The sequence below is a fragment of the Bacillus sp. FSL R5-0576 genome (assembly GCF_038004765.1).
GTDB classification, from domain to species: domain Bacteria; phylum Bacillota; class Bacilli; order Bacillales; family Bacillaceae; genus Bacillus; species Bacillus subtilis.
The window spans coordinates 2,892,875-2,916,082 of the sequence record NZ_JBBORU010000001.1 but is presented as its reverse complement, the minus strand read 5'-3'; the positions used below and the strand labels follow the sequence as shown (position 1 = coordinate 2,916,082).

Sequence of the window (23,208 nt, the reverse complement as noted above, 5' to 3'; positions counted from 1 at the left end):
AGTAAAATTCTAAAAGGTAGATTCTTTTACATTCGTAATCTTTTAATTCGAAGGAAGGTTTTCATGGCCCGTAAAAAACTTAAAAAACGTAAACTCTTGATTTCACTATTTTTCATTGTATCGATTCCGCTAGCTCTGTTTGTTTTAGCGACAACTTTATCAAAACCGATTGAAACATCCAAAGAAACTGAAGAAATCGATGAACAGCAAGTATTTATAGACAGTCTGTCCGGACATGCCCAAATTTTGTATGAAAAATACCATGTTCTCCCCAGCATCACAATTGCTCAGGCCATTCTCGAATCGGACTGGGGGAACAGTGAACTGGCTGCTAAGGCCAACAACCTTTTTGGCGTAAAAGGGAATTATAAAGGCCATCATGTCACGATGGAAACGGACGAAGTTGAAAAAGGGAAAAGAAAAACCATTCGCGCGAAGTTTCGAAAATACAGCACGTTTTTTGAATCTATGGATGATCACGCCCAATTGTTCGTCCGTGGCACATCGTGGAATAAAAAGAAGTATAAACCGGTGCTTGAGGCAGGGAATTATAAGGAAGCGGCAACCGCCCTGCAAACATCAGGATATGCTACAGATCCTGACTATGCTGACAAAATCAGCGCTATTGTGGAAAAATACGATTTAGATGAGTACGATGAGGTAAATCCATCCCTCAAATCTGTGGATTTAAACGCCTCTATTAAAGACAGTGCCGTTCAAGACGTATGGTCCAAGCCCTCTACTGATGATCGGTCCATAAGGCTTACCTCTGCCCAATCTTACGTCGGCAAAGACATAAAGGTTGTGTCTAGAAAACAGAAAGGCCAGTCTGTATGGTACCAATTCCAAATCAATGATAAACTTATCGGCTGGATTGATGATTCAGCTGTTGAAATAAAGGAGGCAACCTAAGCCCTTTTTACTGGTATTTTTAATTCTCTGTTCCATTACGGGGAATTTGAGGTATAATATTCCACGGAAGTTATCACTTTTTAACTATGCTTTCGGGAGGGAACAAAGGTGCAGAAATATAGACGCAGAAACACGGTTGCCTTTACAGTATTAGCTTATTTTACTTTTTTTGCGGGAGTATTTTTGTTTAGTATCGGACTCTATAATGCTGATAACCTGGAACTCAATGAAAAAGGTTATTACATCGCTGTTATGATACTTGTAGCAGTTGGTGCGATTCTTACACAAAAAGTAACCCGTGATAACGCGGAGGATAATGAAATCATCGCGGAACAGGAAAAAAGACAAAATCAATCTCATATCGAATCATAAAAAAATCCGGCGACTGCACGCCGGATTTTTTTGATATCACCCTGTAAACACTTCGCCATCAGGATAACGGATATTTGATTGCTCTGTTTTTGCGAATGAAAACACGAACGTTAAAGGACCAATTCTTCCGATAAACATGATGACAATAATGATACACTTGCCAGCTGTTGTCAGTTCAGGAGTAAGCCCCATCGTAAGGCCGACAGTTCCGAATGCGGAAAAGGTTTCAAACACAATTTGAAGAAATGGCGCTTGTTCTGTGATCGTCAGGGCAAAAATCCCTAAAAACACGATGAACAAACTGGTGACGCTCACAGCTAAAGCTTTAATGATAATCGGATATTTGATGGAACGGCGGAAAATAACCGTTTCTTTTTTACCTCTCAAGTAAGCAATAACAGATGTTAAAATCACGATGAACGTAGTCAGCTTAATGCCGCTCGCCGTTGATGCGCTTCCTGCTCCGATAAACATCAATAATAAAGTAAATACAATTGTTCCTTCTCTCATGCTTCCAAAATCTAGAGAATTGAAGCCTGCGGTTCTCGGCGTCACTGCCTGAAAATAGGACGCCCACAGTTTATCCACTATATGCAGGTGGCCGAGCGTGCCAGGGTTGCTGTATTCTAAAATAAAGATCGCAAGCATAGCAATCGCATTCAACATCAGCGTTCCTGTAAGCATGAGCTTTGTATGTAAAGAAAAAGCTTTAAAACGCCGATTTTTCATCACATCAAACAGAACCGTAAATCCGATCCCTCCTGTAATAAATAAGAAAGTAATCACGAGGTTTACTGTAGGATCGCCAACGTAGCTCATCAAATTATCAGGCCACAACGAAAACCCGGCATTGTTAAAAGCAGATATTGCGTGAAACAAACTTGCAAACAAGCCGGATGACCAGCCGTACTGAGGTACAAGCCGGATGGATAAAATGAGTGCTGCTATCAATTCAATACTGATTGAAAACAGAAACAGGACTTTGACAAGGCCAATGACACCGCCGATTGTCGGCTGGTTTAAGGCTTCCTGGACGAGCATTCGTTCTTTTAAGCCGATTTTTTTTCCTAATATCATGACGATCAAGACCGCAAATGTCATAAATCCAAGCCCGCCAATCTGAATCAGCCCCATAATAACTGTTTGCCCGAATACCGTAAATTGAGTACCGGTATCGACAACAGCAAGCCCTGTAACAGTTGTAGCGGAAGCCGCAGTAAAAAGGGCATCTATCCATGACAATGGCTTCGTAGTGGAAATCGGAAGCATTAATAGGACAGCCCCGAGGATAATGGTAAGGAAAAAACCAATGGCAAGCACTTGAGGCGGTGTAAACCGAACCCATTTGATCACTTTATCCTTTTGAAGTGTCACTTTTGTCTACATCCCTTCGTTTTCAAAACGTTTAATATCCTTTTTGTGGCCCATGATCACCAGGCAATCTTGCTCGTGAATGATGTCTTCAGGCGCGGGGGAAAGACAGATATCTCCATGATGTTTAATGGCCAGGATCGTGCAGCCGTACTTTGCTCTTACATTCAGGTCAATAATCGATTTTGAATCAAGCTTGCGCGTAGCCAGCAGCTCGACAATACTGTATTCATCAGATAGATCAATGTAATTTAAAACATTTTCGTCTGAAAGGCTTTGTGCGATTTTAACCCCCATATCTTTTTCAGGATGAATAATGCGGTCAGCGCCGATTTTTTCAAGCACCTTGTGATGATAATAGTTTTGAGCCTTCACCCAAATATTTGGAATATCAAGCTCCTTTAATAATAGGGTGGTCAGCGTACTCGCTTGAATATTTGCTCCGATGGCAACAATCACATATTCAAAATTGCGTATTCCTAATGAAAGCAATTCGTTTTCTTCGGTGGCGTTGGCAATTACCGCATGAGTGGCGTAAGAAGCATATGCATTGACCTTTTCTTCGTTGATATCAACCGCAAGGACCTCATGCCCCATTCTATGAAGTTCTTTACAAATGCTGCCGCCAAACCGGCCCAGCCCGATCACGGCAAATTGCTTATTTTTAATTCTTCCCAATGTTCATATCTCCCTTAGTGAATTAACGTTTTTGAAGCAAAAAAGACCATTGCAAAGAATGGCCGATAATAGACCTCCTCTCTGTATACGCCTACGAGGTTAGCTGTCGGATTAGGGATTCAGAGTACCCCCTCTTACTTAGTAAGATTCACCCCAAGGCTGTTAATAAAACAGCCAATCGTTGGTTCCCCCGTTCGTGTTTGATTAAGCGGTAAAAGAGACTGTATGAAATTGAACACTCAAGAATTTACTCCTGTTTCTAGTGTTTGTCAATTTAAATTTTAAACCAGAAAAAAGATAACGGGGATTAGAGAAAAAGGGGAGGGTAAAACGCAAAAAAGACCGGCGTTAACCGGTCTTTTACATTAGTTGCAACCGCAAGGCTGAGTCGGAGGAGTGCTGCGCTTAGCCACGTCAATGCTGGCTTCTGCGTAAAATTTATTTCCGATGCTTAATGATTTATTCTCTGCACGGAAAGTATATGTACCAGCGGCAGGAAGTGTTTTGTTATTCAGTTTTAATTTGAATTCGCCAGCTCCTAACAAATCAAGTGCCAAAGGAACTCTTACTGTTTTCCCGTTATTGAGGATCTGTGTTGTACGCAAGGCATTTCCGTTCAATGTGTCTTTCGTGTTTGCAGTAAATCCGCTTGGCAATGTAAACTCCATAACGCCAAGGCTGAGAAGCGTGTTTGGACGGTAAGTCAATTCGATATCTGAGAAAGACCATTCCGTTTTGCTGGCGCCAGTGATTGTTGCGAACAATGAAGCTGTAGACTGTGTTCTCATAGTAGATTCAGTATGAGCTTTAGTTGATGTAGATTCAGCCGCGAAAGAAGCTGTAGGTGCAGAAACGAGTAACCCGAGACTTAATGCACTAATTGCCAAAGAAGATAATAATTTGCGTTTCATAACAAAATTCCCCCTAAAAAATGATAAATTAAACAGGCCTGCCCGCTTTTCACCTCCTCTGAAAGGCCAAATACAAATTTTACCTACATAAAATTACCATCAAATATTTTGGAAGTAAATGGGGTGTTTTTCCCGTATTTTTCAAATTTGTAGTAGTTATATCAAAAAACGCCTGGTTTCCCAGGCGTTTTCTGCTTTACTTTGTTTCAATCGGTATAAATTTAAAAATTTCTCCGGTCTGCACCGATTCAGCAAGCCGTTTCAGCCAGTCATAGTAAGCTTTAGAGCTTTCCAGCTGATCATATAACTGCAGTGCTTCATTTTTGATATCATCATTGAGATCTTCCTTGCTTAAAACCTTTTGTAAATCAGCTTGAGCTTCCTCGATCGCTGCTACATTCACTTGAACCTCCCGCTCCCATTTAGGTGGAAAGAAATTTGTGAAAAATTTAAAGAAATCCTTCTCAGCCACAAATGTATGCTTACGGATGCCCCGGTGAAATGTTTTTTTCACTACATTTAAGTCTTGAAGCTTTTTGACGCCTGTGCTCATGCTTGGTTTGCTCATTTGCAACTCCTCACGCATTTCGTCAAGCGTCATCTCATCCCTCATATACATCGTCCCATATAAAATCCCGACACTGCGGGTAATTCCGTAAAGATCCATCGTTTCAGCAATGGAGTCAATAACAAGATCCCGAGCCTGTTCTATAGCTGTAAATTCTGGATTTTCATCCATACTGACCCTCTTTTCCTTTAGAAAATTAAATTCGTTAAGTTATTTCTTTATGTTCTTTATCTTAACGAAACATGAGGAAAAGTCAAAAAGAAAAATCGAAATGGGACTTTGACAGTTTAAAAACCATATGTTAGATTAGGGTTGTTAAAAACATTAAATTTTTATTTAACAAACTTTATTTACGTCAAGGAGGCTTATATGAGTCAAACATTATTCATTGACGGAGAATGGATCAGTGCCGAAAAAGAACAGATCCGCAGTATTATCAACCCATTTAATCAAGAAGAAATTGCAACTGTAAGCGAGGGAGGGCGAGAGGACGCCATCAAAGCAATCGCAGCCGCACGCAGAGCATTTGACAAAGGAGAATGGTCTTCGCTATCCGGGCTTGAACGCGGAAAAATTGTTCTGAAAATTGCGGAATTAATCAGACGCGATCTTGAGGAGCTGGCTGAGCTTGAATCTCTTGATACAGGAAAAACACTCGAAGAAAGCAAGGCCGATATGGACGATATCGCCAATGTTTTTCAATATTACGCCGGCTTGGCAGACAAAGATGGCGGAGAGATCATTTCATCTCCGATTCCTGATTCAGAAAGCAAAATTATTAGAGAGCCAATCGGGGTTTGCGGCCAGATCACTCCATGGAATTATCCGCTCCTTCAAGCGAGCTGGAAAATCGCCCCTGCACTGGCTGCAGGAAACACAATCGTCATGAAGCCGAGTGAGATTACGCCGCTGACGACAATCAAAGTCTTTAAGCTGATGGAAGAAGCCGGTGTTCCAAAAGGTGTCGCAAATCTTGTTCTTGGACCGGGAGCCACAGTGGGCGACGAGCTTGCAGTAAACAGAGACGTCGATTTGATTTCATTTACGGGCGGAATTGAAACAGGCAAAAAAATCATGCGGGCGGCAAGCGGAAACGTCAAAAAAATCGCCCTTGAACTTGGCGGGAAAAACCCAAATATTGTTTTCAAGGACGCGGATTTAGAAGTTGCGGTTGATCAGGCCTTAAACGCTGTATTTTTCCACGCCGGCCAAGTATGCTCTGCAGGTTCCCGCTTGCTTGTTGAGGACGCCATTCATGATCAATTTTTGGCGGAGCTGGTCAAACGGGCAAAACGCATAAAACTCGGAAACGGTTTTCATGCTGAGACAGAAAGCGGTCCGCTTATTTCGGCGGAGCACAGGGCAAAGGTAGAAAAATATGTAGAGATCGGAATAGAGGAAGGCGCGAAGCTGGAGACAGGAGGCAAACGCCCGGAAGATCCTGCGCTTCAAAACGGCTTTTTCTATGAACCTACTATTTTCTCAAACTGTAATTCTGACATGAGAATCGTTCAGGAAGAGGTTTTCGGTCCTGTATTGACAGTCGAAACCTTCAGCTCTGAAGAAGAGGTAATCGAGCTTGCGAATGATACCATCTATGGCTTGGCTGGAGCGGTATGGTCAAAAGATATTGAAAAGTGCGAACGGGTAGCAGCCCGCTTGAGAATGGGAACCGTTTGGATCAACGATTTTCATCCGTACTTTGCACAAGCGCCATGGGGCGGATATAAGCAATCCGGGTTCGGACGCGAGCTTGGAAAAATAGGCCTTGAAGAATACACAGAAGTCAAACATGTATACCGTAATACAAAACCGGCAGCGGTTAACTGGTTCAATTCATAAGAGGGGGAGATTGATGATGACATTAAATATGAAGGTAGAAAGCATGCAGAAATTCCACACATTTGAAATTCCGACTGTGATTAAGCATGGAATCGGAGCCATCAAGCATACGGGTGAGGAAGTAGCTGCACTGGGCGTTTCAAAAGCGCTCCTTGTCACAGACCCAGGGATTTATAAAGCCGGTGTTGCTGATCCTGTAATCGAATCACTTAAAGAAGCAGGCATTGAAGTGGTGCTCTTTAATAAAGTTGAGCCAAACCCGCCTGTCCGTCTGGTGAATGAAGGATCTGAGCTTTACAAAAAAGAGAACTGTAATGGTTTGGTGGCAGTCGGAGGCGGAAGCTCCATGGATACGGCAAAAGCAATCGGAGTAGAAGCGACTCACGAAGGAAGCGTGCTTGATTATGAAGCGGCAGATGGGAAAAAACCGCTGGAAAACCGCATTCCTCCGCTGACGACAATTCCCACTACAGCTGGAACAGGATCAGAAGTAACCCAATGGGCGGTTATCACAGATGAAGAAAGAGAATTCAAATTCAACACGGGCGGTCCGCTGATTGCAGCGCACTTGACAATCATTGATCCTGAGCTTCATGTTTCAATGCCTCCGCATGTAACAGCTATGACGGGAATTGATGCGCTCGCCCATGCCATTGAATGCTATACAATGAAATTTGCACAGCCAATCACGGATGCGGTTGCCTTAATGGCGATTGAGTATGCCGCTCATTACATCAAGAGGGCATTTGCTGATGGAGAGGATCTGGAAGCAAGGTACGGAATGGCGCAGGCTGCGATGCTTGCCGGCCTTTCTTACGGAAGTGAATCAGCGGGCGCGGCTCATGCGATGAGCCAAACGCTTGGCGGTATTATCCCAGTCGCTCACGGCCAATGTGTAGCGGCGATGATGGGCCCTGTAATGGAATACAACTGGAAGGGCTATCCTGAGAAGTTTGCGCGTATTGCGAAAGCGTTCGGTATTGATACAAGCAAGATGACAACAGAAGAAGCTGCGAAAGCATCTGTCAATTGGATGTATGATCTGGTCGAAGATTTAGAAGTGCCGACTTTAGAAGAGCAGGGAGTATCACCTGATATGATCGAACGCTTGTCTAAAGAAGCAATGAAAGATCCGCAAACCTTCGGAAACCCTAGAGATTTAAATGAAAAAGCATACAACTGGATCTACAAGCGCTGCTTTAACCTTACGCCTAAAACGGTATAATCAAAATCCCGCTCCTTTACAGAGCGGGATTTTTTGGGATAATGAAGCATAGGTGGAAATTTTAGATAAGAAGGAAGGTGCCAGCTGATGTGGAAGCGTATGACTGCAAAAGCGGAAGGCTTATATATCGCAGATACAGATAGCTTCGTAACAAAGCAAATGGACAAGCTTGATTTTGATTATGGCGGCATCCCCGGCGACTTGCATTTTGGCCTGACCAAAAAAGCGGGAGCCAGAGAACCAATGTTTTCAAGAGGGACTGAAATTTTCAACCGCAGACAAATTTCAATTGTTTCAATAGAGGAATGCAACGAAATCGCTTTAAAAATGGGAGTGCCAAGGATTTTGCCGGAATGGCTCGGGGCGAATGTGGCAGTCAGTGGTATGCCAAATCTTACTTCATTAAAAGAAGGAAGCCGGATTATTTTTCCGAGCGGAGCGGCTCTGCTGTGTGAGGGCGAAAATGATCCGTGTATCCAGCCGGGAGAAGTCATTCAGTCTTATTATCCGGACCAACCGAAGCTGGCGCCGGCTTTCGTCCGCCACGCACTGGGCATTAGAGGGATTGTCTGTATTGTGGAGAGACCAGGTGCTGTTTACACAGGTGATGAAATAGAAGTTCATTCCTATCAGCGAAAAGTTAAACGAAAAGCAGAAAGGGTCTGATCAAATCAGGCCCTTTCTATCTTTTCTTTAATTTCTTTCATTTGGCTGAGGTGCCGTTTTTCATGATGGCCGATAAAATCGATCCACTGTCTGACAGTCAGCTCTTGAAACACAGGATGCGGAAGCACTCTTTCAAAATCTTCTTCTTTCAGAGAGGCAATCGCAGCAGTCAGCTGCTCTCTTACCACATCAAGCTCACGTTTCATTTGGCTGCCTGAAATAAAATCATGCGCAGGCTCAAGATGACTCGGGGCTTTCCGTTTATTATTTCTGTCCTGTGCTACCTCAAGCGGTTTTTCTTCAATTTCTTTAATCGGAGCGTCCTTTACACGTTCCTTCAACATTTTTTGTGCGGTCATATCGATTTTTTTCAAATGGTCAAGAACTTCCCGTATGCTCCATTCTTCAGCAGAAGGCTTTTGGTTCAGCTTTTCGTCAGAAAGTCCTTTCAATTCGTTCCACGTTTCTAATCTGGCTTCATTAAAGATACTCATCATATCTCCTCCTAAAATGACATTACCATATATATAAGCAATTATCATTTATAAAGCACTTCAAATGGGTTATTTGTCTTAAAATTTTGAAACTTTTCCTGTGGTGTCTCGTATAAATGATAACGGCAGCCGTTCATCAATGCATTGATGAAGAAAGGATGAGGAAGTTGGAGTTATTTGGAGTACCTATACAAACAATGTATCTTTATACGCTTATTATTGCGGGCAGCCTTACGCTGTTATTCCTGTTTTTCGGAGATGTATTTGCAGGGCTGCCAGAAGGCATTCCGTTTCTTAATCCGACATTAGTGCTCTCATTTTTCACATGTTTTTCAGCGGGCGGATATATAGGTGAACTCGTATTGCCTCTGTCGAGCTTGCTGATTGCGCTTTTATCTTGCATCCTTTCAATCATGCTGGTGGTATTGCTTCACATCTTTGTACTGGTACCATTATCATCTGCAGAAGAATCATTGGCATATAGAGAAGATGATCTCAGAGGAAGACTCGGTAAAGTGATTACAGCTGTTCCGGTTGACGGGTTTGGTGAAGTGGTCATAGAAGGGATAGGCGGCACCATTTCAAAGTCAGCGGTCAGTTTTGATAATCAGCAGATCAGTTACGGGACAACGGTGTTAGTCGTAGATATTAACAACGGAGTTCTTTCGGTTACTCCGCATGAACCCATTTAACATAAAAGGAGGAATTTGATATGACAATGCCGATTATAATGATCATCGGAGTTGTATTCTTTTTATTAATTGCACTAATAGCTGTGTTTATTACGAAGTATCGTACAGCAGGGCCTGATGAAGCGTTAATTGTAACAGGGAGCTATCTGGGCAATAAAAATGTTCATGTCGATGAAGGCGGCAACCGTATTAAAATCGTCCGCGGCGGAGGAACCTTTGTCCTTCCCGTCTTCCAGCAGGCAGAGCCGCTAAGCTTATTATCAAGCAAACTCGATGTTTCGACACCTGAAGTCTATACAGAACAAGGAGTGCCAGTAATGGCCGATGGAACTGCGATTATTAAAATCGGCGGTTCTATAGGAGAAATCGCTACAGCGGCCGAACAATTTTTAGGGAAATCAAAAGACGACCGTGAGCAGGAAGCGCGGGAGGTTTTAGAAGGCCACCTTCGTTCCATTCTCGGCTCAATGACAGTAGAAGAAATCTATAAAAACAGAGAAAAATTCTCTCAAGAGGTGCAGCGTGTCGCTTCACAGGATCTCGCGAAAATGGGGCTTGTAATCGTCTCGTTTACCATTAAAGATGTTCGTGATAAAAACGGTTATCTTGAATCATTAGGGAAACCGAGAATTGCCCAAGTAAAACGCGATGCTGATATCGCAACAGCAGAGGCTGATAAAGAAACCCGAATTAAGCGGGCAGAAGCCGATAAAGACGCAAAAAAATCAGAACTTGAACGGGCGACGGAAATCGCTGAAGCTGAAAAAATCAATCAGCTCAAGATGGCTGAATTCCGCAGAGAACAAGATACGGCAAAAGCGAATGCCGATCAGGCATATGATTTAGAGACTGCCAGAGCGCGCCAGCAAGTCACAGAGCAGGAAATGCAGGTTAAAATTATCGAACGCCAAAAACAAATAGAGCTAGAAGAAAAAGAAATTCTTCGCCGTGAACGTCAATACGACTCAGAGGTAAAGAAAAAAGCCGATGCAGACCGTTATTCTGTTGAGCAGTCCGCAGCAGCTGAGAAAGCCAAACAGCTCGCGGAAGCCGATGCCAAGAAGTACAGTATTGAAGCAATGGCAAAGGCTGAGGCGGAAAAAGTAAGAATTGACGGGCTAGCAAAAGCAGAAGCAGAAAAAGCGAAAGGAGAGACAGAGGCAGAGGTTATCCGCCTGAAAGGTCTTGCAGAAGCGGAAGCAAAAGAGAAAATTGCGGCTGCCTTTGAACAGTACGGGCAGGCGGCGATTTTCGATATGATTGTCAAAATGCTTCCGGAATACGCGAAACAAGCAGCGGCACCTCTTTCAAATATTGATAAAATCACTGTTGTCGATACAGGAGGAAGCGGTGAATCAAGCGGAGCAAACAAAGTAACCAGCTATGCGACGAACTTAATGTCAAGTCTGCAAGAAAGTTTAAAAGCATCCTCGGGAATCGATGTAAAAGAAATGCTTGAGAACTTTTCAGGAAAAGGAAACGTAAAACAAAGCATCAATGAATTAACAAATGAAATCAAAGAAGCCAAAACGGTCCAAAAATCAGAGTAAGGAAAGGACAGAACCGTATGGTAACTGTACGTGAAGCGAAGTTAGAGGATATAAAGGGCATTGCAAAAGTGCATGTAGACAGCTGGAGGACAACATACCACGAAACTATCCCGATTGATTATTTAAACAGCCTGAACTATAAGGAATTTGAAGACAAATGGAAAAGTCGCTCGTTAAAGGGAGTATTTGTTGCTCAGGACGAAATGGGTTCAGTATTCGGCTTTGCTTCATTTGGACCTATTCGCTCTGAACAAGAAGGCTATGACGGCGAGTTATACGCTATTTATCTTCTGGAAGAGCGCCAGCGGCAAGGTGCAGGCAGGGCGCTCTTAGCAAAAGGAGCGGAGTTTTTGCTTCAACATGGTTTTTCAAGTATGTTTGTTTGGGTTATTGAGCAGAATCCCTCGATTATATTTTATCAGGCCTATTCACCTGAAAGAGTAGCGGAGGACAACTTTGAAATTGCCGGAGTAAGGCTGAAAGAAGTAGGTCTTGGCTGGCCGGATCTTTCAGCTTTAAAAACACTTCTTAACAGATAACGAAAAATCCCCCAGCGGAATTCGCTGGGGGATTGTTATTTTTACGCTTTGTCACTTTTAAGCAAACGGGGTGCTGTCATAAATAATAAACATAGGACAATTGCACAAATAATGAATGAAGGAACCATGTAAGTCGCATTATAAGTTAAAGAATAAATCCATACCGGTGTTCCTTTTGGAGCAAAGCTGCCGAAAAACACAGCTCCTGAAATGACATGCGCGGCATAGCGCAGCAAACTGCCGATAAAAACTGCGCTTACCACTGAAACAATCAATTTCCCTTTTGTTTTTGATACAGCAGCATTACGGACAGAAGAAGCGAAACAGCCGCTTATGCCGATTGCTGCGAAAGCGACAATGTAATCTAACAATAGCTGTACAGGATGTTGAGCAAACAAGTTTCCGATTGCTATTTGTACTAGACCTGTCAACAAACCTGTAGTAAGACCTGCTTTGACACCCCAGCGAAACGAAATTAAAAAGATCGGAATCATCATGATGGAGACCGAGCCTCCTTGAGGCATGCTAAGAAACATTCCTGAGACAATGTCTAAAATAACGGCTGCCGCTGTCATAATGGCAATTTCAATAAGGCGAACCAGTTGCTTAGATTGATTCATATCTATCTCCTTCCATTGACAGACAACCAAAAGGACAACAAAAAAGCAGCACGCGGAAGGATGAGAAAAGTTCCACGCACTGCTTTACGATCTGCAATTCATTTGACTTTGCCACATCCCTACGCCAGCGTTAACTAACAGGTTCAAAGGGTCAGAACGAAACCGCTCACTCTCAGCTTTAATGCTCCCCTTGTGGTCATCAGTATTTAGTTCGTTTCTACTATACAAGAAAACGAAAAAAACAACAAGATCACATGACTGATGTATATGTTCTTTTAAGAAAGTTATATGATACACACGCTTTAGAAATCATGGCGAGGATTATAGTTTATTTGTTTTATAGATTTTTTTAAAAAAACTATTGCAATAAATAAATACAGGTGTTATATTATTAAACGTCGCTGATGCACAGCGGACACAAACTAGATGCTTCAAAACAACTTGAAAAAGTTATTGACAAAAAAGAAGCTGAATGTTATATTAGTAAAGCTGCTTCATTGAGAAGTAACGAAATGATCTTTGAAAACTAAACAAGACAAAACGTACCTGTTAATTCAGTTTTAAAAAATCGCACAGCGATGTGCGTAGTCAGTCAAACTAGGGCCTGCACGACGCAGGTCACACAGGTGTCGCCGCAGGATGCGGTGAACTTAACCTGTGATCCATTTATCGGAGAGTTTGATCCTGGCTCAGGACGAACGCTGGCGGCGTGCCTAATACATGCAAGTCGAGCGGACAGATGGGAGCTTGCTCCCTGATGTTAGCGGCGGACGGGTGAGTAACACGTGGGTAACCTGCCTGTAAGACTGGGATAACTCCGGGAAACCGGGGCTAATACCGGATGGTTGTTTGAACCGCATGGTTCAAACATAAAAGGTGGCTTCGGCTACCACTTACAGATGGACCCGCGGCGCATTAGCTAGTTGGTGAGGTAACGGCTCACCAAGGCAACGATGCGTAGCCGACCTGAGAGGGTGATCGGCCACACTGGGACTGAGACACGGCCCAGACTCCTACGGGAGGCAGCAGTAGGGAATCTTCCGCAATGGACGAAAGTCTGACGGAGCAACGCCGCGTGAGTGATGAAGGTTTTCGGATCGTAAAGCTCTGTTGTTAGGGAAGAACAAGTACCGTTCGAATAGGGCGGTACCTTGACGGTACCTAACCAGAAAGCCACGGCTAACTACGTGCCAGCAGCCGCGGTAATACGTAGGTGGCAAGCGTTGTCCGGAATTATTGGGCGTAAAGGGCTCGCAGGCGGTTTCTTAAGTCTGATGTGAAAGCCCCCGGCTCAACCGGGGAGGGTCATTGGAAACTGGGGAACTTGAGTGCAGAAGAGGAGAGTGGAATTCCACGTGTAGCGGTGAAATGCGTAGAGATGTGGAGGAACACCAGTGGCGAAGGCGACTCTCTGGTCTGTAACTGACGCTGAGGAGCGAAAGCGTGGGGAGCGAACAGGATTAGATACCCTGGTAGTCCACGCCGTAAACGATGAGTGCTAAGTGTTAGGGGGTTTCCGCCCCTTAGTGCTGCAGCTAACGCATTAAGCACTCCGCCTGGGGAGTACGGTCGCAAGACTGAAACTCAAAGGAATTGACGGGGGCCCGCACAAGCGGTGGAGCATGTGGTTTAATTCGAAGCAACGCGAAGAACCTTACCAGGTCTTGACATCCTCTGACAATCCTAGAGATAGGACGTCCCCTTCGGGGGCAGAGTGACAGGTGGTGCATGGTTGTCGTCAGCTCGTGTCGTGAGATGTTGGGTTAAGTCCCGCAACGAGCGCAACCCTTGATCTTAGTTGCCAGCATTCAGTTGGGCACTCTAAGGTGACTGCCGGTGACAAACCGGAGGAAGGTGGGGATGACGTCAAATCATCATGCCCCTTATGACCTGGGCTACACACGTGCTACAATGGACAGAACAAAGGGCAGCGAAACCGCGAGGTTAAGCCAATCCCACAAATCTGTTCTCAGTTCGGATCGCAGTCTGCAACTCGACTGCGTGAAGCTGGAATCGCTAGTAATCGCGGATCAGCATGCCGCGGTGAATACGTTCCCGGGCCTTGTACACACCGCCCGTCACACCACGAGAGTTTGTAACACCCGAAGTCGGTGAGGTAACCTTTTAGGAGCCAGCCGCCGAAGGTGGGACAGATGATTGGGGTGAAGTCGTAACAAGGTAGCCGTATCGGAAGGTGCGGCTGGATCACCTCCTTTCTAAGGATATTATACGGAATATAAGACCTTGGGTCTTATAAACAGAACGTTCCCTGTCTTGTTTAGTTTTGAAGGATCATTCCTTCGAAACGTGTTCTTTGAAAACTAGATAACAGTAGACATCACATTCAATTAGTAATACAAGATATCACATAGTGATTCTTTTTAACGGTTAAGTTAGAAAGGGCGCACGGTGGATGCCTTGGCACTAGGAGCCGATGAAGGACGGGACGAACACCGATATGCTTCGGGGAGCTGTAAGCAAGCTTTGATCCGGAGATTTCCGAATGGGGAAACCCACCACTCGTAATGGAGTGGTATCCATATCTGAATTCATAGGATATGAGAAGGCAGACCCGGGGAACTGAAACATCTAAGTACCCGGAGGAAGAGAAAGCAAATGCGATTCCCTGAGTAGCGGCGAGCGAAACGGGATTAGCCCAAACCAAGAGGCTTGCCTCTTGGGGTTGTAGGACACTCTTTACGGAGTTACAAAGGAACGAGGTAGATGAAGAGGTCTGGAAAGGCCCGCCATAGGAGGTAACAGCCCTGTAGTCAAAACTTCGTTCTCTCCTGAGTGGATCCTGAGTACGGCGGAACACGTGAAATTCCGTCGGAATCCGGGAGGACCATCTCCCAAGGCTAAATACTCCCTAGTGACCGATAGTGAACCAGTACCGTGAGGGAAAGGTGAAAAGCACCCCGGAAGGGGAGTGAAAGAGATCCTGAAACCGTGTGCCTACAAGTAGTCAGAGCCCGTTAACGGGTGATGGCGTGCCTTTTGTAGAATGAACCGGCGAGTTACGATCCCGTGCAAGGTTAAGCAGAAGATGCGGAGCCGCAGCGAAAGCGAGTCTGAATAGGGCGCATGAGTACGTGGTCGTAGACCCGAAACCAGGTGATCTACCCATGTCCAGGGTGAAGTTCAGGTAACACTGAATGGAGGCCCGAACCCACGCACGTTGAAAAGTGCGGGGATGAGGTGTGGGTAGGGGTGAAATGCCAATCGAACCTGGAGATAGCTGGTTCTCTCCGAAATAGCTTTAGGGCTAGCCTCAAGGTAAGAGTCTTGGAGGTAGAGCACTGATTGGACTAGGGGCCCCTACCGGGTTACCGAATTCAGTCAAACTCCGAATGCCAATGACTTATCCTTGGGAGTCAGACTGCGAGTGATAAGATCCGTAGTCGAAAGGGAAACAGCCCAGACCGCCAGCTAAGGTCCCAAAGTATACGTTAAGTGGAAAAGGATGTGGAGTTGCTTAGACAACCAGGATGTTGGCTTAGAAGCAGCCACCATTTAAAGAGTGCGTAATAGCTCACTGGTCGAGTGACTCTGCGCCGAAAATGTACCGGGGCTAAACGTATCACCGAAGCTGCGGACTGTTCTTCGAACAGTGGTAGGAGAGCGTTCTAAGGGCTGTGAAGCCAGACCGGAAGGACTGGTGGAGCGCTTAGAAGTGAGAATGCCGGTATGAGTAGCGAAAGAGGGGTGAGAATCCCCTCCACCGAATGCCTAAGGTTTCCTGAGGAAGGCTCGTCCGCTCAGGGTTAGTCGGGACCTAAGCCGAGGCCGAAAGGCGTAGGCGATGGACAACAGGTTGATATTCCTGTACCACCTCCTCACCATTTGAGCAATGGGGGGACGCAGGAGGATAGGGTAAGCGCGGTATTGGATATCCGCGTCCAAGCAGTTAGGCTGGGAAATAGGCAAATCCGTTTCCCATAAGGCTGAGCTGTGATGGCGAGCGAAATATAGTAGCGAAGTTCCTGATTCCACACTGCCAAGAAAAGCCTCTAGCGAGGTGAGAGGTGCCCGTACCGCAAACCGACACAGGTAGGCGAGGAGAGAATCCTAAGGTGATCGAGAGAACTCTCGTTAAGGAACTCGGCAAAATGACCCCGTAACTTCGGGAGAAGGGGTGCTCTGTTAGGGTGCAAGCCCGAGAGAGCCGCAGTGAATAGGCCCAGGCGACTGTTTAGCAAAAACACAGGTCTCTGCGAAGCCGTAAGGCGAAGTATAGGGGCTGACGCCTGCCCGGTGCTGGAAGGTTAAGAGGAGCGCTTAGCGTAAGCGAAGGTGCGAATTGAAGCCCCAGTAAACGGCGGCCGTAACTATAACGGTCCTAAGGTAGCGAAATTCCTTGTCGGGTAAGTTCCGACCCGCACGAAAGGCGCAACGATCTGGGCACTGTCTCAACGAGAGACTCGGTGAAATTATAGTACCTGTGAAGATGCAGGTTACCCGCGACAGGACGGAAAGACCCCGTGGAGCTTTACTGCAGCCTGATATTGAATGTTGGTACAGCTTGTACAGGATAGGTAGGAGCCTTGGAAACCGGAGCGCTAGCTTCGGTGGAGGCATCGGTGGGATACTACCCTGGCTGTATTGACCTTCTAACCCGCCGCCCTTATCGGGCGGGGAGACAGTGTCAGGTGGGCAGTTTGACTGGGGCGGTCGCCTCCTAAAAGGTAACGGAGGCGCCCAAAGGTTCCCTCAGAATGGTTGGAAATCATTCGCAGAGTGTAAAGGCACAAGGGAGCTTGACTGCGAGACCTACAAGTCGAGCAGGGACGAAAGTCGGGCTTAGTGATCCGGTGGTTCCGCATGGAAGGGCCATCGCTCAACGGATAAAAGCTACCCCGGGGATAACAGGCTTATCTCCCCCAAGAGTCCACATCGACGGGGAGGTTTGGCACCTCGATGTCGGCTCATCGCATCCTGGGGCTGTAGTCGGTCCCAAGGGTTGGGCTGTTCGCCCATTAAAGCGGTACGCGAGCTGGGTTCAGAACGTCGTGAGACAGTTCGGTCCCTATCCGTCGCGGGCGCAGGAAATTTGAGAGGAGCTGTCCTTAGTACGAGAGGACCGGGATGGACGCACCGCTGGTGTACCAGTTGTTCTGCCAAGGGCATCGCTGGGTAGCTATGTGCGGACGGGATAAGTGCTGAAAGCATCTAAGCATGAAGCCCCCCTCAAGATGAGATTTCCCATTCCGCAAGGAAGTAAGATCCCTGAAAGATGATCAGGTTGATAGGTCTGAGGTGGAAGTGTGGCGACACATGGAGCTGACAGATACTAATCGATCGAGGACTTAACCACATTTTGAATGATGTCACACCTGTTATCTAGTTTTGAGAGAACACTCTCAATTTGTTTGGTGGCGATAGCGAAGAGGTCACACCCGTTCCCATACCGAACACGGAAGTTAAGCTCTTCAGCGCCGATGGTAGTCGGGGGTTTCCCCCTGTGAGAGTAGGACGCCGCCAAGCAATTGCACGTTAGTGCAAGTATGGAGGATTAGCTCAGCTGGGAGAGCATCTGCCTTACAAGCAGAGGGTCGGCGGTTCGAGCCCGTCATCCTCCACCATTTTTCATTATACATATCGGTTTTACATATATGCCGGTGTAGCTCAATTGGTAGAGCAACTGACTTGTAATCAGTAGGTTGGGGGTTCAAGTCCTCTTGCCGGCACCACTTTTATATGATATAATATTCAAGTCTCTTGTAAGAAGAGCCATTAGCTCAGTTGGTAGAGCATCTGACTTTTAATCAGAGGGTCGAAGGTTCGAGTCCTTCATGGCTCACCATTTACATGTTGCGGATGTGGCGGAATTGGCAGACGCGCTAGAATCAGGCTCTAGTGTCTTTACAGACGTGGGGGTTCAAGTCCCTTCATCCGCACCATTTCTGCGGAAGTAGTTCAGTGGTAGAACACCACCTTGCCAAGGTGGGGGTCGCGGGTTCGAATCCCGTCTTCCGCTCCAACTATACCATCCACGCCGGGGTGGTGGAATTGGCAGACACACAGGACTTAAAATCCTGCGGTAGGTGACTACCGTGCCGGTTCAAGTCCGGCCCTCGGCATTAAGTTTTGCGCCCGTAGCTCAATTGGATAGAGCGTTTGACTACGGATCAAAAGGTTAGGGGTTCGACTCCTCTCGGGCGCGCCATGATCTATATGAAATCGGGAAGTAGCTCAGCTTGGTAGAGCACATGGTTTGGGACCATGGGGTCGCAGGTTCGAATCCTGTCTTCCCGACCATTCTTGGGGCCTTAGCTCAGCTGGGAGAGCGCCTGCTTTGCACGCAGGAGGTCAGCGGTTCGATCCCGCTAGGCTCCACTTGATTTCAAAAAATATTTGGCGGTGTAGCTCAGCTGGCTAGAGCGTACGGTTCATACCCGTGAGGTCGGGGGTTCGATCCCCTCCGCCGCTACCAATGGACCTTTAGCTCAGTTGGTTAGAGCAGACGGCTCATAACCGTCCGGTCGTAGGTTCGAGTCCTACAAGGTCCACCACTATACGGAGGAATACCCAAGTCTGGCTGAAGGGATCGGTCTTGAAAACCGACAGGGGTGTCAAAGCCCGCGGGGGTTCGAATCCCTCTTCCTCCGCCATACATATTCCTAATCATCGCGGGGTGGAGCAGTTCGGTAGCTCGTCGGGCTCATAACCCGAAGGTCGCAGGTTCAAATCCTGCCCCCGCAACCAAATTTTAAAATGGTCCGGTAGTTCAGTTGGTTAGAATGCCTGCCTGTCACGCAGGAGGTCGCGGGTTCGAGTCCCGTCCGGACCGCCATTTAAATACTTAGGCTCGGTAGCTCAGTTGGTAGAGCAACGGACTGAAAATCCGTGTGTCGGCGGTTCGATTCCGTCCCGAGCCACCATTTATCAATATATTTTGGCGGTTGTGGCGAAGTGGTTAACGCACCAGATTGTGGCTCTGGCATTCGTGGGTTCGATTCCCATCAATCGCCCCAAATAAAAATTGCGGGTGTAGTTTAGTGGTAAAACCTCAGCCTTCCAAGCTGATGTCGTGGGTTCGATTCCCATCAATCGCCCCAAATAAAAATTGCGGGTGTAGTTTAGTGGTAAAACCTCAGCCTTCCAAGCTGATGTCGTGGGTTCGATTCCCATCACCCGCTCCATTTCTATATCGTCATGGGCCTGTAGCTCAGCTGGTTAGAGCGCACGCCTGATAAGCGTGAGGTCGATGGTTCGAGTCCATTCAGGCCCACCATGACTTTTGTTCCACAGTAGCTCAGTGGTAGAGCTATCGGCTGTTAACCGATCGGTCGCAGGTTCGAATCCTGCCTGTGGAGCCAAATGGAGAAGTACTCAAGTGGCTGAAGAGGCGCCCCTGCTAAGGGTGTAGGTCGTGTAAGCGGCGCGAGGGTTCAAATCCCTCCTTCTCCGCCATATGATTACAGATATCATAATTATCGGCCCGTTGGTCAAGCGGTTAAGACACCGCCCTTTCACGGCGGTAACACGGGTTCGAATCCCGTACGGGTCATCCAGAAGCCTTGCATATCCTGCAAGGTTTTTTTGTTTTCTAAATCATGATATGTCTTAGATTTTGTTCTTTATTTTAAAAACAGACTACAAAAATCTCCATATATTTCGTTTTTCTTCAGAAAATGAAGTTAATTGTCTATAAGTATAAGCGCTTTCAGGAAAGGGCTTTTTTTTATTTCTTCGAATAAATACTATAAATGAAAACTATGATGTCAGAAAGGATGATTACATGGCCGCTGCCAGCCCGACAGCACATGATGTTTATCTTTTTCACGAAGGCAGTCTGTTTAAAAGCTATCAGCTGTTTGGCTCGCATTACCGCGAGCTGAATGGCAAAAGCGGATATGAATTCTGTGTGTGGGCGCCTCATGCGTCGGAAGTACGAGTGGCTGGAGATTTTAACAGCTGGTCTGGAGAAGAGCATGTGATGCACAGAGTGAATGATAATGGCATTTGGACGTTATTTATTCCAGGTATAGGAGAAAAGGAACGATATAAATATGAAATCGTGACGAATAACGGTGAGATCAGGCTGAAGGCAGATCCATACGCTATTTATTCAGAAGTCAGACCAAACACAGCGTCACTTACTTACAATTTGGAAGGGTACAGCTGGCAAGATCAAAAATGGCAAAAGAAACAGAAGGCTAAGACGCTGTATGAAAAACCTGTTTTCATTTATGAACTGCATCTTGGGTCTTGGAAGAAGCATTCTGATGGCAGGCATTATTCCTATAAAGAATTAAGTCAGACGCTTATCCCTTATATCAAGGAGCATGGGTTTACCCATATTGAACTGCTTCCGGTGTATGAGCATCCATATGATCGTTCATGGGGATACCAAGGAACGGGGTATTACAGCCCGACAAGCAGGTTTGGCACGCCGCATGATCTGATGAAGTTTGTTGATGAATGTCATCAACAAAATATCGGAGTCATTTTGGATTGGGTCCCCGGACATTTTTGTAAAGATGCACATGGACTCTATATGTTTGATGGAGAACCGCTTTATGAATACAAAGAAGAACGTGATCGGGAGAACTGGTTATGGGGCACGGCAAACTTTGACCTGGGAAAACCGGAAGTTCATAGTTTTTTAATTTCGAATGCGTTGTACTGGGCGGAATTCTATCATATAGATGGATTTAGGGTTGATGCAGTGGCTAATATCTTGTATTGGCCAAATCAGGATGAACGCCACACGAATCCATATGCTGTTGAGTTTTTAAAAAAACTCAATCAAACCATGAGAGAGGCATATCCCCATGTGATGATGATTGCGGAAGATTCTACAGAATGGCCTCAAGTGACAGGTGCCGTTGAGGAAGGGGGGCTTGGTTTTCATTATAAATGGAATATGGGATGGATGAATGACGTACTGAAATACATGGAGACGCCACCCGAAGAAAGGCGGCATTGTCATCAGCTTATCTCTTTTTCATTACTATATGCGTTTAGTGAGCATTTTGTATTGCCGTTTTCTCATGATGAAGTCGTATACGGAAAAAAATCACTTCTTAATAAAATGCCTGGCGACTACTGGCAGAAATTTGCCCAGTATCGGCTTTTGCTGGGCTATATGACAGTGCATCCCGGAAAGAAATTGATCTTTATGGGATCAGAGTTTGCCCAATTTGATGAATGGAAAGATACAGAACAGCTTGATTGGTTTTTGGACTCCTTCCCCATGCATCAGAAAGCCAGCGTTTTTACGCAAGATCTTCTCCGCTTTTACCAAAAAAGCAAAATCCTTTATGAGCATGACCATCGTGCACAATCGTTTGAATGGATTGATGTCCATAATGACGAACAATCAATCTTTTCTTTTATTCGTTATGGCAAAAAGCACGGTGAGGCGCTTGTCATCATTTGTAATTTTACACCCGTGGTCTATCATCAATATGATGTTGGAGTTCCTTTTTTCACTCAATACATTGAAGTGCTTAACAGTGACAGTGAAACATATGGAGGCTCAGGGCAAATCAACAAAAAGCCATTATCGGCCAAAAAGGGAGCATTTCATCATAAACCGTGTTATATCACGATGACCATCCCCCCTTACGGCATCTCGATTTTACGGGCGGTTAAAAAAAGAGGAGAGATAAAAAGATGAAAAAACAATGTGTAGCCATGCTCCTTGCCGGCGGGAAGGGCAGCCGTCTCAGCGGATTAACAAAAAATATGGCCAAACCGGCTGTATCTTTCGGGGGAAAATACAGGATTATTGATTTTACCCTAAGCAACTGTTCTAATTCAGGTATAGACACAGTCGGGATTTTAACGCAATATCAGCCGCTTGAGCTGAATTCCTATATTGGGATCGGCAGTGCATGGGACCTGGATAGATATAATGGCGGCGTGACGGTTTTACCCCCTTATGCCGAGTCATCAGAAGTCAAGTGGTATAAAGGGACGGCAAGCGCCATTTATGAAAATCTCAATTATTTGTATCAGTATGATCCTGAGTATGTACTGATTTTATCAGGAGATCACATATACAAAATGGACTACGGCAAAATGCTTGATTATCACATTGAAAAGAAAGCAGATGTGACCATCTCTGTCATCGAAGTGGGCTGGGAGGAAGCAAGCCGGTTCGGCATCATGAAGGCCAATCCAGATGGGACGATCACACATTTTGATGAAAAGCCCAAATTCCCTAAGAGCAATCTTGCCTCAATGGGAATTTATATATTCAATTGGCCGCTTTTGAAACAGTATCTTGAGATGGACGATCAAAACCCTTATTCTAGCCACGACTTCGGCAAAGACATTATTCCTCTGCTTTTGGAAGAGAAAAAGAAGCTTTCTGCTTATCCGTTCAAGGGATATTGGAAGGATGTCGGAACGGTGCAGAGCTTGTGGGAAGCCAATATGGATTTGTTAAAAGAGGACTCGGAGCTGAAGCTGTTTGAACGCAAATGGAAAATTTACTCCGTCAATCCAAATCAGCCTCCGCAATTTATTTCATCTGATGCGCAGGTTCAAGATTCGCTTGTGAACGAAGGTTGTGTTGTATATGGAAATGTGTCTCACTCCGTTCTTTTTCAAGGTGTGACTGTCGGTAAGCATACGACTGTTACATCATCCGTCATAATGCCGGATGTGACGATTGGGGAGCATGTAGTCATTGAAAATGCCATCGTTCCTAATGGGATGGTGCTGCCGGATGGCGCAGTGATTCGCTCCGAAAAAGACATTGAAGAGGTGCTGCTCGTTTCAGAGGAATTTGTAGAAAAAGAATTGATTTAATTAC

At 45.6% G+C, this 23,208-nt stretch carries 16 protein-coding genes, 22 tRNA genes, 3 rRNA genes and 2 riboswitches; of the genes, 35 read left to right on the top strand and 6 right to left on the bottom strand.

Annotated features, from left to right (window positions below; all coding sequences use genetic code 11):
• The first annotated feature begins 63 nt into the window (after positions 1–63).
• Together lytG and NX903_RS15050 are read left to right on the top strand one after the other, a co-directional pair.
• Complete coding sequence (gene lytG / locus NX903_RS15055) at positions 64–912, top strand: exo-glucosaminidase LytG (protein WP_031315317.1); 849 nt, start codon at positions 64–66, stop codon at positions 910–912.
• A gap of 108 nt (positions 913–1,020) precedes the next feature.
• The gene (locus NX903_RS15050) at positions 1,021–1,284 is read left to right on the top strand and encodes a YiaA/YiaB family inner membrane protein (protein ID WP_003222348.1); all 264 of its coding nucleotides are present in this window, start codon (positions 1,021–1,023) and stop codon (positions 1,282–1,284) included.
• A 36-nt stretch (positions 1,285–1,320) separates the two neighbouring features.
• Here the strand turns inward: NX903_RS15050 and ktrB are convergent, their stop codons facing one another.
• The 4 genes from ktrB to gbsR form a co-directional block, all read right to left on the bottom strand.
• Positions 1,321–2,658, bottom strand: a complete 1,338-nt coding sequence (ktrB, locus tag NX903_RS15045; RefSeq protein ID WP_086344243.1) for a Ktr system potassium transporter KtrB — start codon at positions 2,656–2,658, stop codon at positions 1,321–1,323.
• A 6-nt stretch (positions 2,659–2,664) separates the two neighbouring features.
• Positions 2,665–3,333, bottom strand: coding sequence for a potassium uptake protein KtrA (gene ktrA, locus NX903_RS15040; RefSeq protein WP_003228942.1), 669 nt, complete (start codon positions 3,331–3,333; stop codon positions 2,665–2,667).
• A 72-nt stretch (positions 3,334–3,405) separates the two neighbouring features.
• A riboswitch (cyclic di-AMP (ydaO/yuaA leader) is annotated at positions 3,406–3,554 on the bottom strand.
• A gap of 144 nt (positions 3,555–3,698) precedes the next feature.
• Positions 3,699–4,244, bottom strand: a complete 546-nt coding sequence (gene bslA / locus NX903_RS15035) for a biofilm surface layer hydrophobin BslA (protein ID WP_003243556.1) — start codon at positions 4,242–4,244, stop codon at positions 3,699–3,701.
• A gap of 196 nt (positions 4,245–4,440) precedes the next feature.
• On the bottom strand, positions 4,441–4,983 hold the full coding sequence (gene gbsR, locus NX903_RS15030; protein ID WP_086344242.1) for a transcriptional regulator GbsR: 543 nt from the start codon (positions 4,981–4,983) through the stop codon (positions 4,441–4,443).
• A gap of 198 nt (positions 4,984–5,181) precedes the next feature.
• Here gbsR and betB point away from each other — a divergent pair, with 198 nt between their 5' ends.
• From betB to NX903_RS15015, 3 genes are all read left to right on the top strand, one after another.
• Positions 5,182–6,654 (top strand): betaine-aldehyde dehydrogenase, encoded by a 1,473-nt coding sequence (gene betB, locus NX903_RS15025; protein WP_024571874.1) that lies wholly within the window; start codon positions 5,182–5,184, stop codon positions 6,652–6,654.
• A gap of 16 nt (positions 6,655–6,670) precedes the next feature.
• Positions 6,671–7,879 carry a choline dehydrogenase gene (gene gbsB / locus NX903_RS15020; RefSeq protein ID WP_003243227.1) on the top strand — a complete coding sequence of 403 codons (1,209 nt, stop codon included), beginning with the start codon at positions 6,671–6,673 and terminating at the stop codon, positions 7,877–7,879.
• Between the two features lie 87 nt (positions 7,880–7,966).
• The gene (locus NX903_RS15015) at positions 7,967–8,545 is read left to right on the top strand and encodes an MOSC domain-containing protein (RefSeq protein ID WP_017697649.1); all 579 of its coding nucleotides are present in this window, start codon (positions 7,967–7,969) and stop codon (positions 8,543–8,545) included.
• Between the two features lie 5 nt (positions 8,546–8,550).
• On the opposite strand, the gene NX903_RS15010 is transcribed toward NX903_RS15015, so the two are convergent.
• On the bottom strand, positions 8,551–9,039 hold the full coding sequence (locus tag NX903_RS15010; RefSeq protein WP_003242867.1) for a DinB family protein: 489 nt from the start codon (positions 9,037–9,039) through the stop codon (positions 8,551–8,553).
• Positions 9,040–9,206: 167 nt separating this feature from the next.
• Between NX903_RS15010 and NX903_RS15005 the strand changes: the two genes are divergently transcribed.
• The 3 genes from NX903_RS15005 to NX903_RS14995 are packed head-to-tail and all read left to right on the top strand — an operon-like array spanning position 9,207 to position 11,820.
• The gene (locus NX903_RS15005; protein WP_026113746.1) at positions 9,207–9,731 is read left to right on the top strand and encodes an NfeD family protein; all 525 of its coding nucleotides are present in this window, start codon (positions 9,207–9,209) and stop codon (positions 9,729–9,731) included.
• Positions 9,732–9,751: 20 nt separating this feature from the next.
• The gene (gene floT, locus NX903_RS15000) at positions 9,752–11,281 is read left to right on the top strand and encodes a flotillin lipid rafts scaffold protein FloT (RefSeq protein WP_014477772.1); all 1,530 of its coding nucleotides are present in this window, start codon (positions 9,752–9,754) and stop codon (positions 11,279–11,281) included.
• A gap of 17 nt (positions 11,282–11,298) precedes the next feature.
• Positions 11,299–11,820: a GNAT family N-acetyltransferase gene (locus NX903_RS14995; protein ID WP_015714591.1), complete on the top strand. Its 522-nt coding sequence runs from the start codon at positions 11,299–11,301 to the stop codon at positions 11,818–11,820.
• Positions 11,821–11,861: 41 nt separating this feature from the next.
• Here NX903_RS14995 and thiT read toward each other — a convergent pair whose 3' ends face one another.
• Positions 11,862–12,440: an energy-coupled thiamine transporter ThiT gene (gene thiT, locus NX903_RS14990; RefSeq protein WP_015714590.1), complete on the bottom strand. Its 579-nt coding sequence runs from the start codon at positions 12,438–12,440 to the stop codon at positions 11,862–11,864.
• Positions 12,441–12,539: 99 nt separating this feature from the next.
• Positions 12,540–12,641, bottom strand: a riboswitch (TPP riboswitch).
• Between the two features lie 465 nt (positions 12,642–13,106).
• Between thiT and NX903_RS14985 the strand changes: the two genes are divergently transcribed.
• The 27 genes from NX903_RS14985 to NX903_RS14855 all read left to right on the top strand — a co-directional run bounded on the left by NX903_RS14985 (position 13,107) and on the right by NX903_RS14855 (position 23,204).
• A 16S ribosomal RNA gene (locus tag NX903_RS14985) occupies positions 13,107–14,656 on the top strand.
• Positions 14,657–14,826: 170 nt separating this feature from the next.
• A 23S ribosomal RNA gene (locus NX903_RS14980) occupies positions 14,827–17,754 on the top strand.
• A 54-nt stretch (positions 17,755–17,808) separates the two neighbouring features.
• Positions 17,809–17,924: ribosomal RNA gene (gene rrf, locus NX903_RS14975) — 5S ribosomal RNA — on the top strand.
• The 16S, 23S and 5S rRNA genes sit together here with 22 tRNA genes alongside, the layout of an rRNA operon.
• Positions 17,925–17,946: 22 nt before the next feature.
• Positions 17,947–18,022: transfer RNA gene (locus NX903_RS14970), tRNA-Val, on the top strand.
• A gap of 32 nt (positions 18,023–18,054) precedes the next feature.
• A tRNA-Thr gene (locus tag NX903_RS14965) sits at positions 18,055–18,130 on the top strand.
• A 37-nt stretch (positions 18,131–18,167) separates the two neighbouring features.
• Positions 18,168–18,243 (top strand) — tRNA-Lys (locus tag NX903_RS14960).
• Between the two features lie 10 nt (positions 18,244–18,253).
• Positions 18,254–18,340, top strand: a tRNA-Leu gene (locus NX903_RS14955).
• A gap of 5 nt (positions 18,341–18,345) precedes the next feature.
• A tRNA-Gly gene (locus NX903_RS14950) sits at positions 18,346–18,420 on the top strand.
• Positions 18,421–18,434: 14 nt separating this feature from the next.
• Positions 18,435–18,520 (top strand) — tRNA-Leu (locus NX903_RS14945).
• A gap of 9 nt (positions 18,521–18,529) precedes the next feature.
• Positions 18,530–18,606: transfer RNA gene (locus NX903_RS14940), tRNA-Arg, on the top strand.
• A 15-nt stretch (positions 18,607–18,621) separates the two neighbouring features.
• A tRNA-Pro gene (locus NX903_RS14935) sits at positions 18,622–18,698 on the top strand.
• A 5-nt stretch (positions 18,699–18,703) separates the two neighbouring features.
• Positions 18,704–18,776: transfer RNA gene (locus NX903_RS14930), tRNA-Ala, on the top strand.
• Between the two features lie 20 nt (positions 18,777–18,796).
• Positions 18,797–18,873 (top strand) — tRNA-Met (locus tag NX903_RS14925).
• Positions 18,874–18,875: 2 nt separating this feature from the next.
• Positions 18,876–18,952 (top strand) — tRNA-Ile (locus NX903_RS14920).
• Positions 18,953–18,958: 6 nt separating this feature from the next.
• Positions 18,959–19,051 (top strand) — tRNA-Ser (locus NX903_RS14915).
• Positions 19,052–19,068: 17 nt separating this feature from the next.
• Positions 19,069–19,145: transfer RNA gene (locus NX903_RS14910), tRNA-Met, on the top strand.
• Between the two features lie 11 nt (positions 19,146–19,156).
• Positions 19,157–19,233 (top strand) — tRNA-Asp (locus NX903_RS14905).
• A 12-nt stretch (positions 19,234–19,245) separates the two neighbouring features.
• Positions 19,246–19,321 (top strand) — tRNA-Phe (locus NX903_RS14900).
• Positions 19,322–19,338: 17 nt separating this feature from the next.
• Positions 19,339–19,414, top strand: a tRNA-His gene (locus tag NX903_RS14895).
• A 10-nt stretch (positions 19,415–19,424) separates the two neighbouring features.
• A tRNA-Gly gene (locus tag NX903_RS14890) sits at positions 19,425–19,498 on the top strand.
• Between the two features lie 10 nt (positions 19,499–19,508).
• Positions 19,509–19,582, top strand: a tRNA-Gly gene (locus NX903_RS14885).
• A gap of 15 nt (positions 19,583–19,597) precedes the next feature.
• Positions 19,598–19,674 (top strand) — tRNA-Ile (locus NX903_RS14880).
• 10 nt (positions 19,675–19,684) lie between these two features.
• Positions 19,685–19,759 (top strand) — tRNA-Asn (locus NX903_RS14875).
• A 3-nt stretch (positions 19,760–19,762) separates the two neighbouring features.
• Positions 19,763–19,853: transfer RNA gene (locus NX903_RS14870), tRNA-Ser, on the top strand.
• Positions 19,854–19,878: 25 nt separating this feature from the next.
• Positions 19,879–19,950 (top strand) — tRNA-Glu (locus tag NX903_RS14865).
• A 231-nt stretch (positions 19,951–20,181) separates the two neighbouring features.
• The gene (gene glgB / locus NX903_RS14860) at positions 20,182–22,065 is read left to right on the top strand and encodes a 1,4-alpha-glucan branching enzyme (RefSeq protein WP_086344241.1); all 1,884 of its coding nucleotides are present in this window, start codon (positions 20,182–20,184) and stop codon (positions 22,063–22,065) included.
• Entirely contained in the window at positions 22,062–23,204 is a 1,143-nt protein-coding gene (locus NX903_RS14855; protein ID WP_086344240.1) for a glucose-1-phosphate adenylyltransferase, read from the top strand. The genes glgB and NX903_RS14855 overlap by 4 nt, the downstream gene beginning before the upstream one ends.
• Positions 23,205–23,208 lie beyond the last annotated feature (4 nt).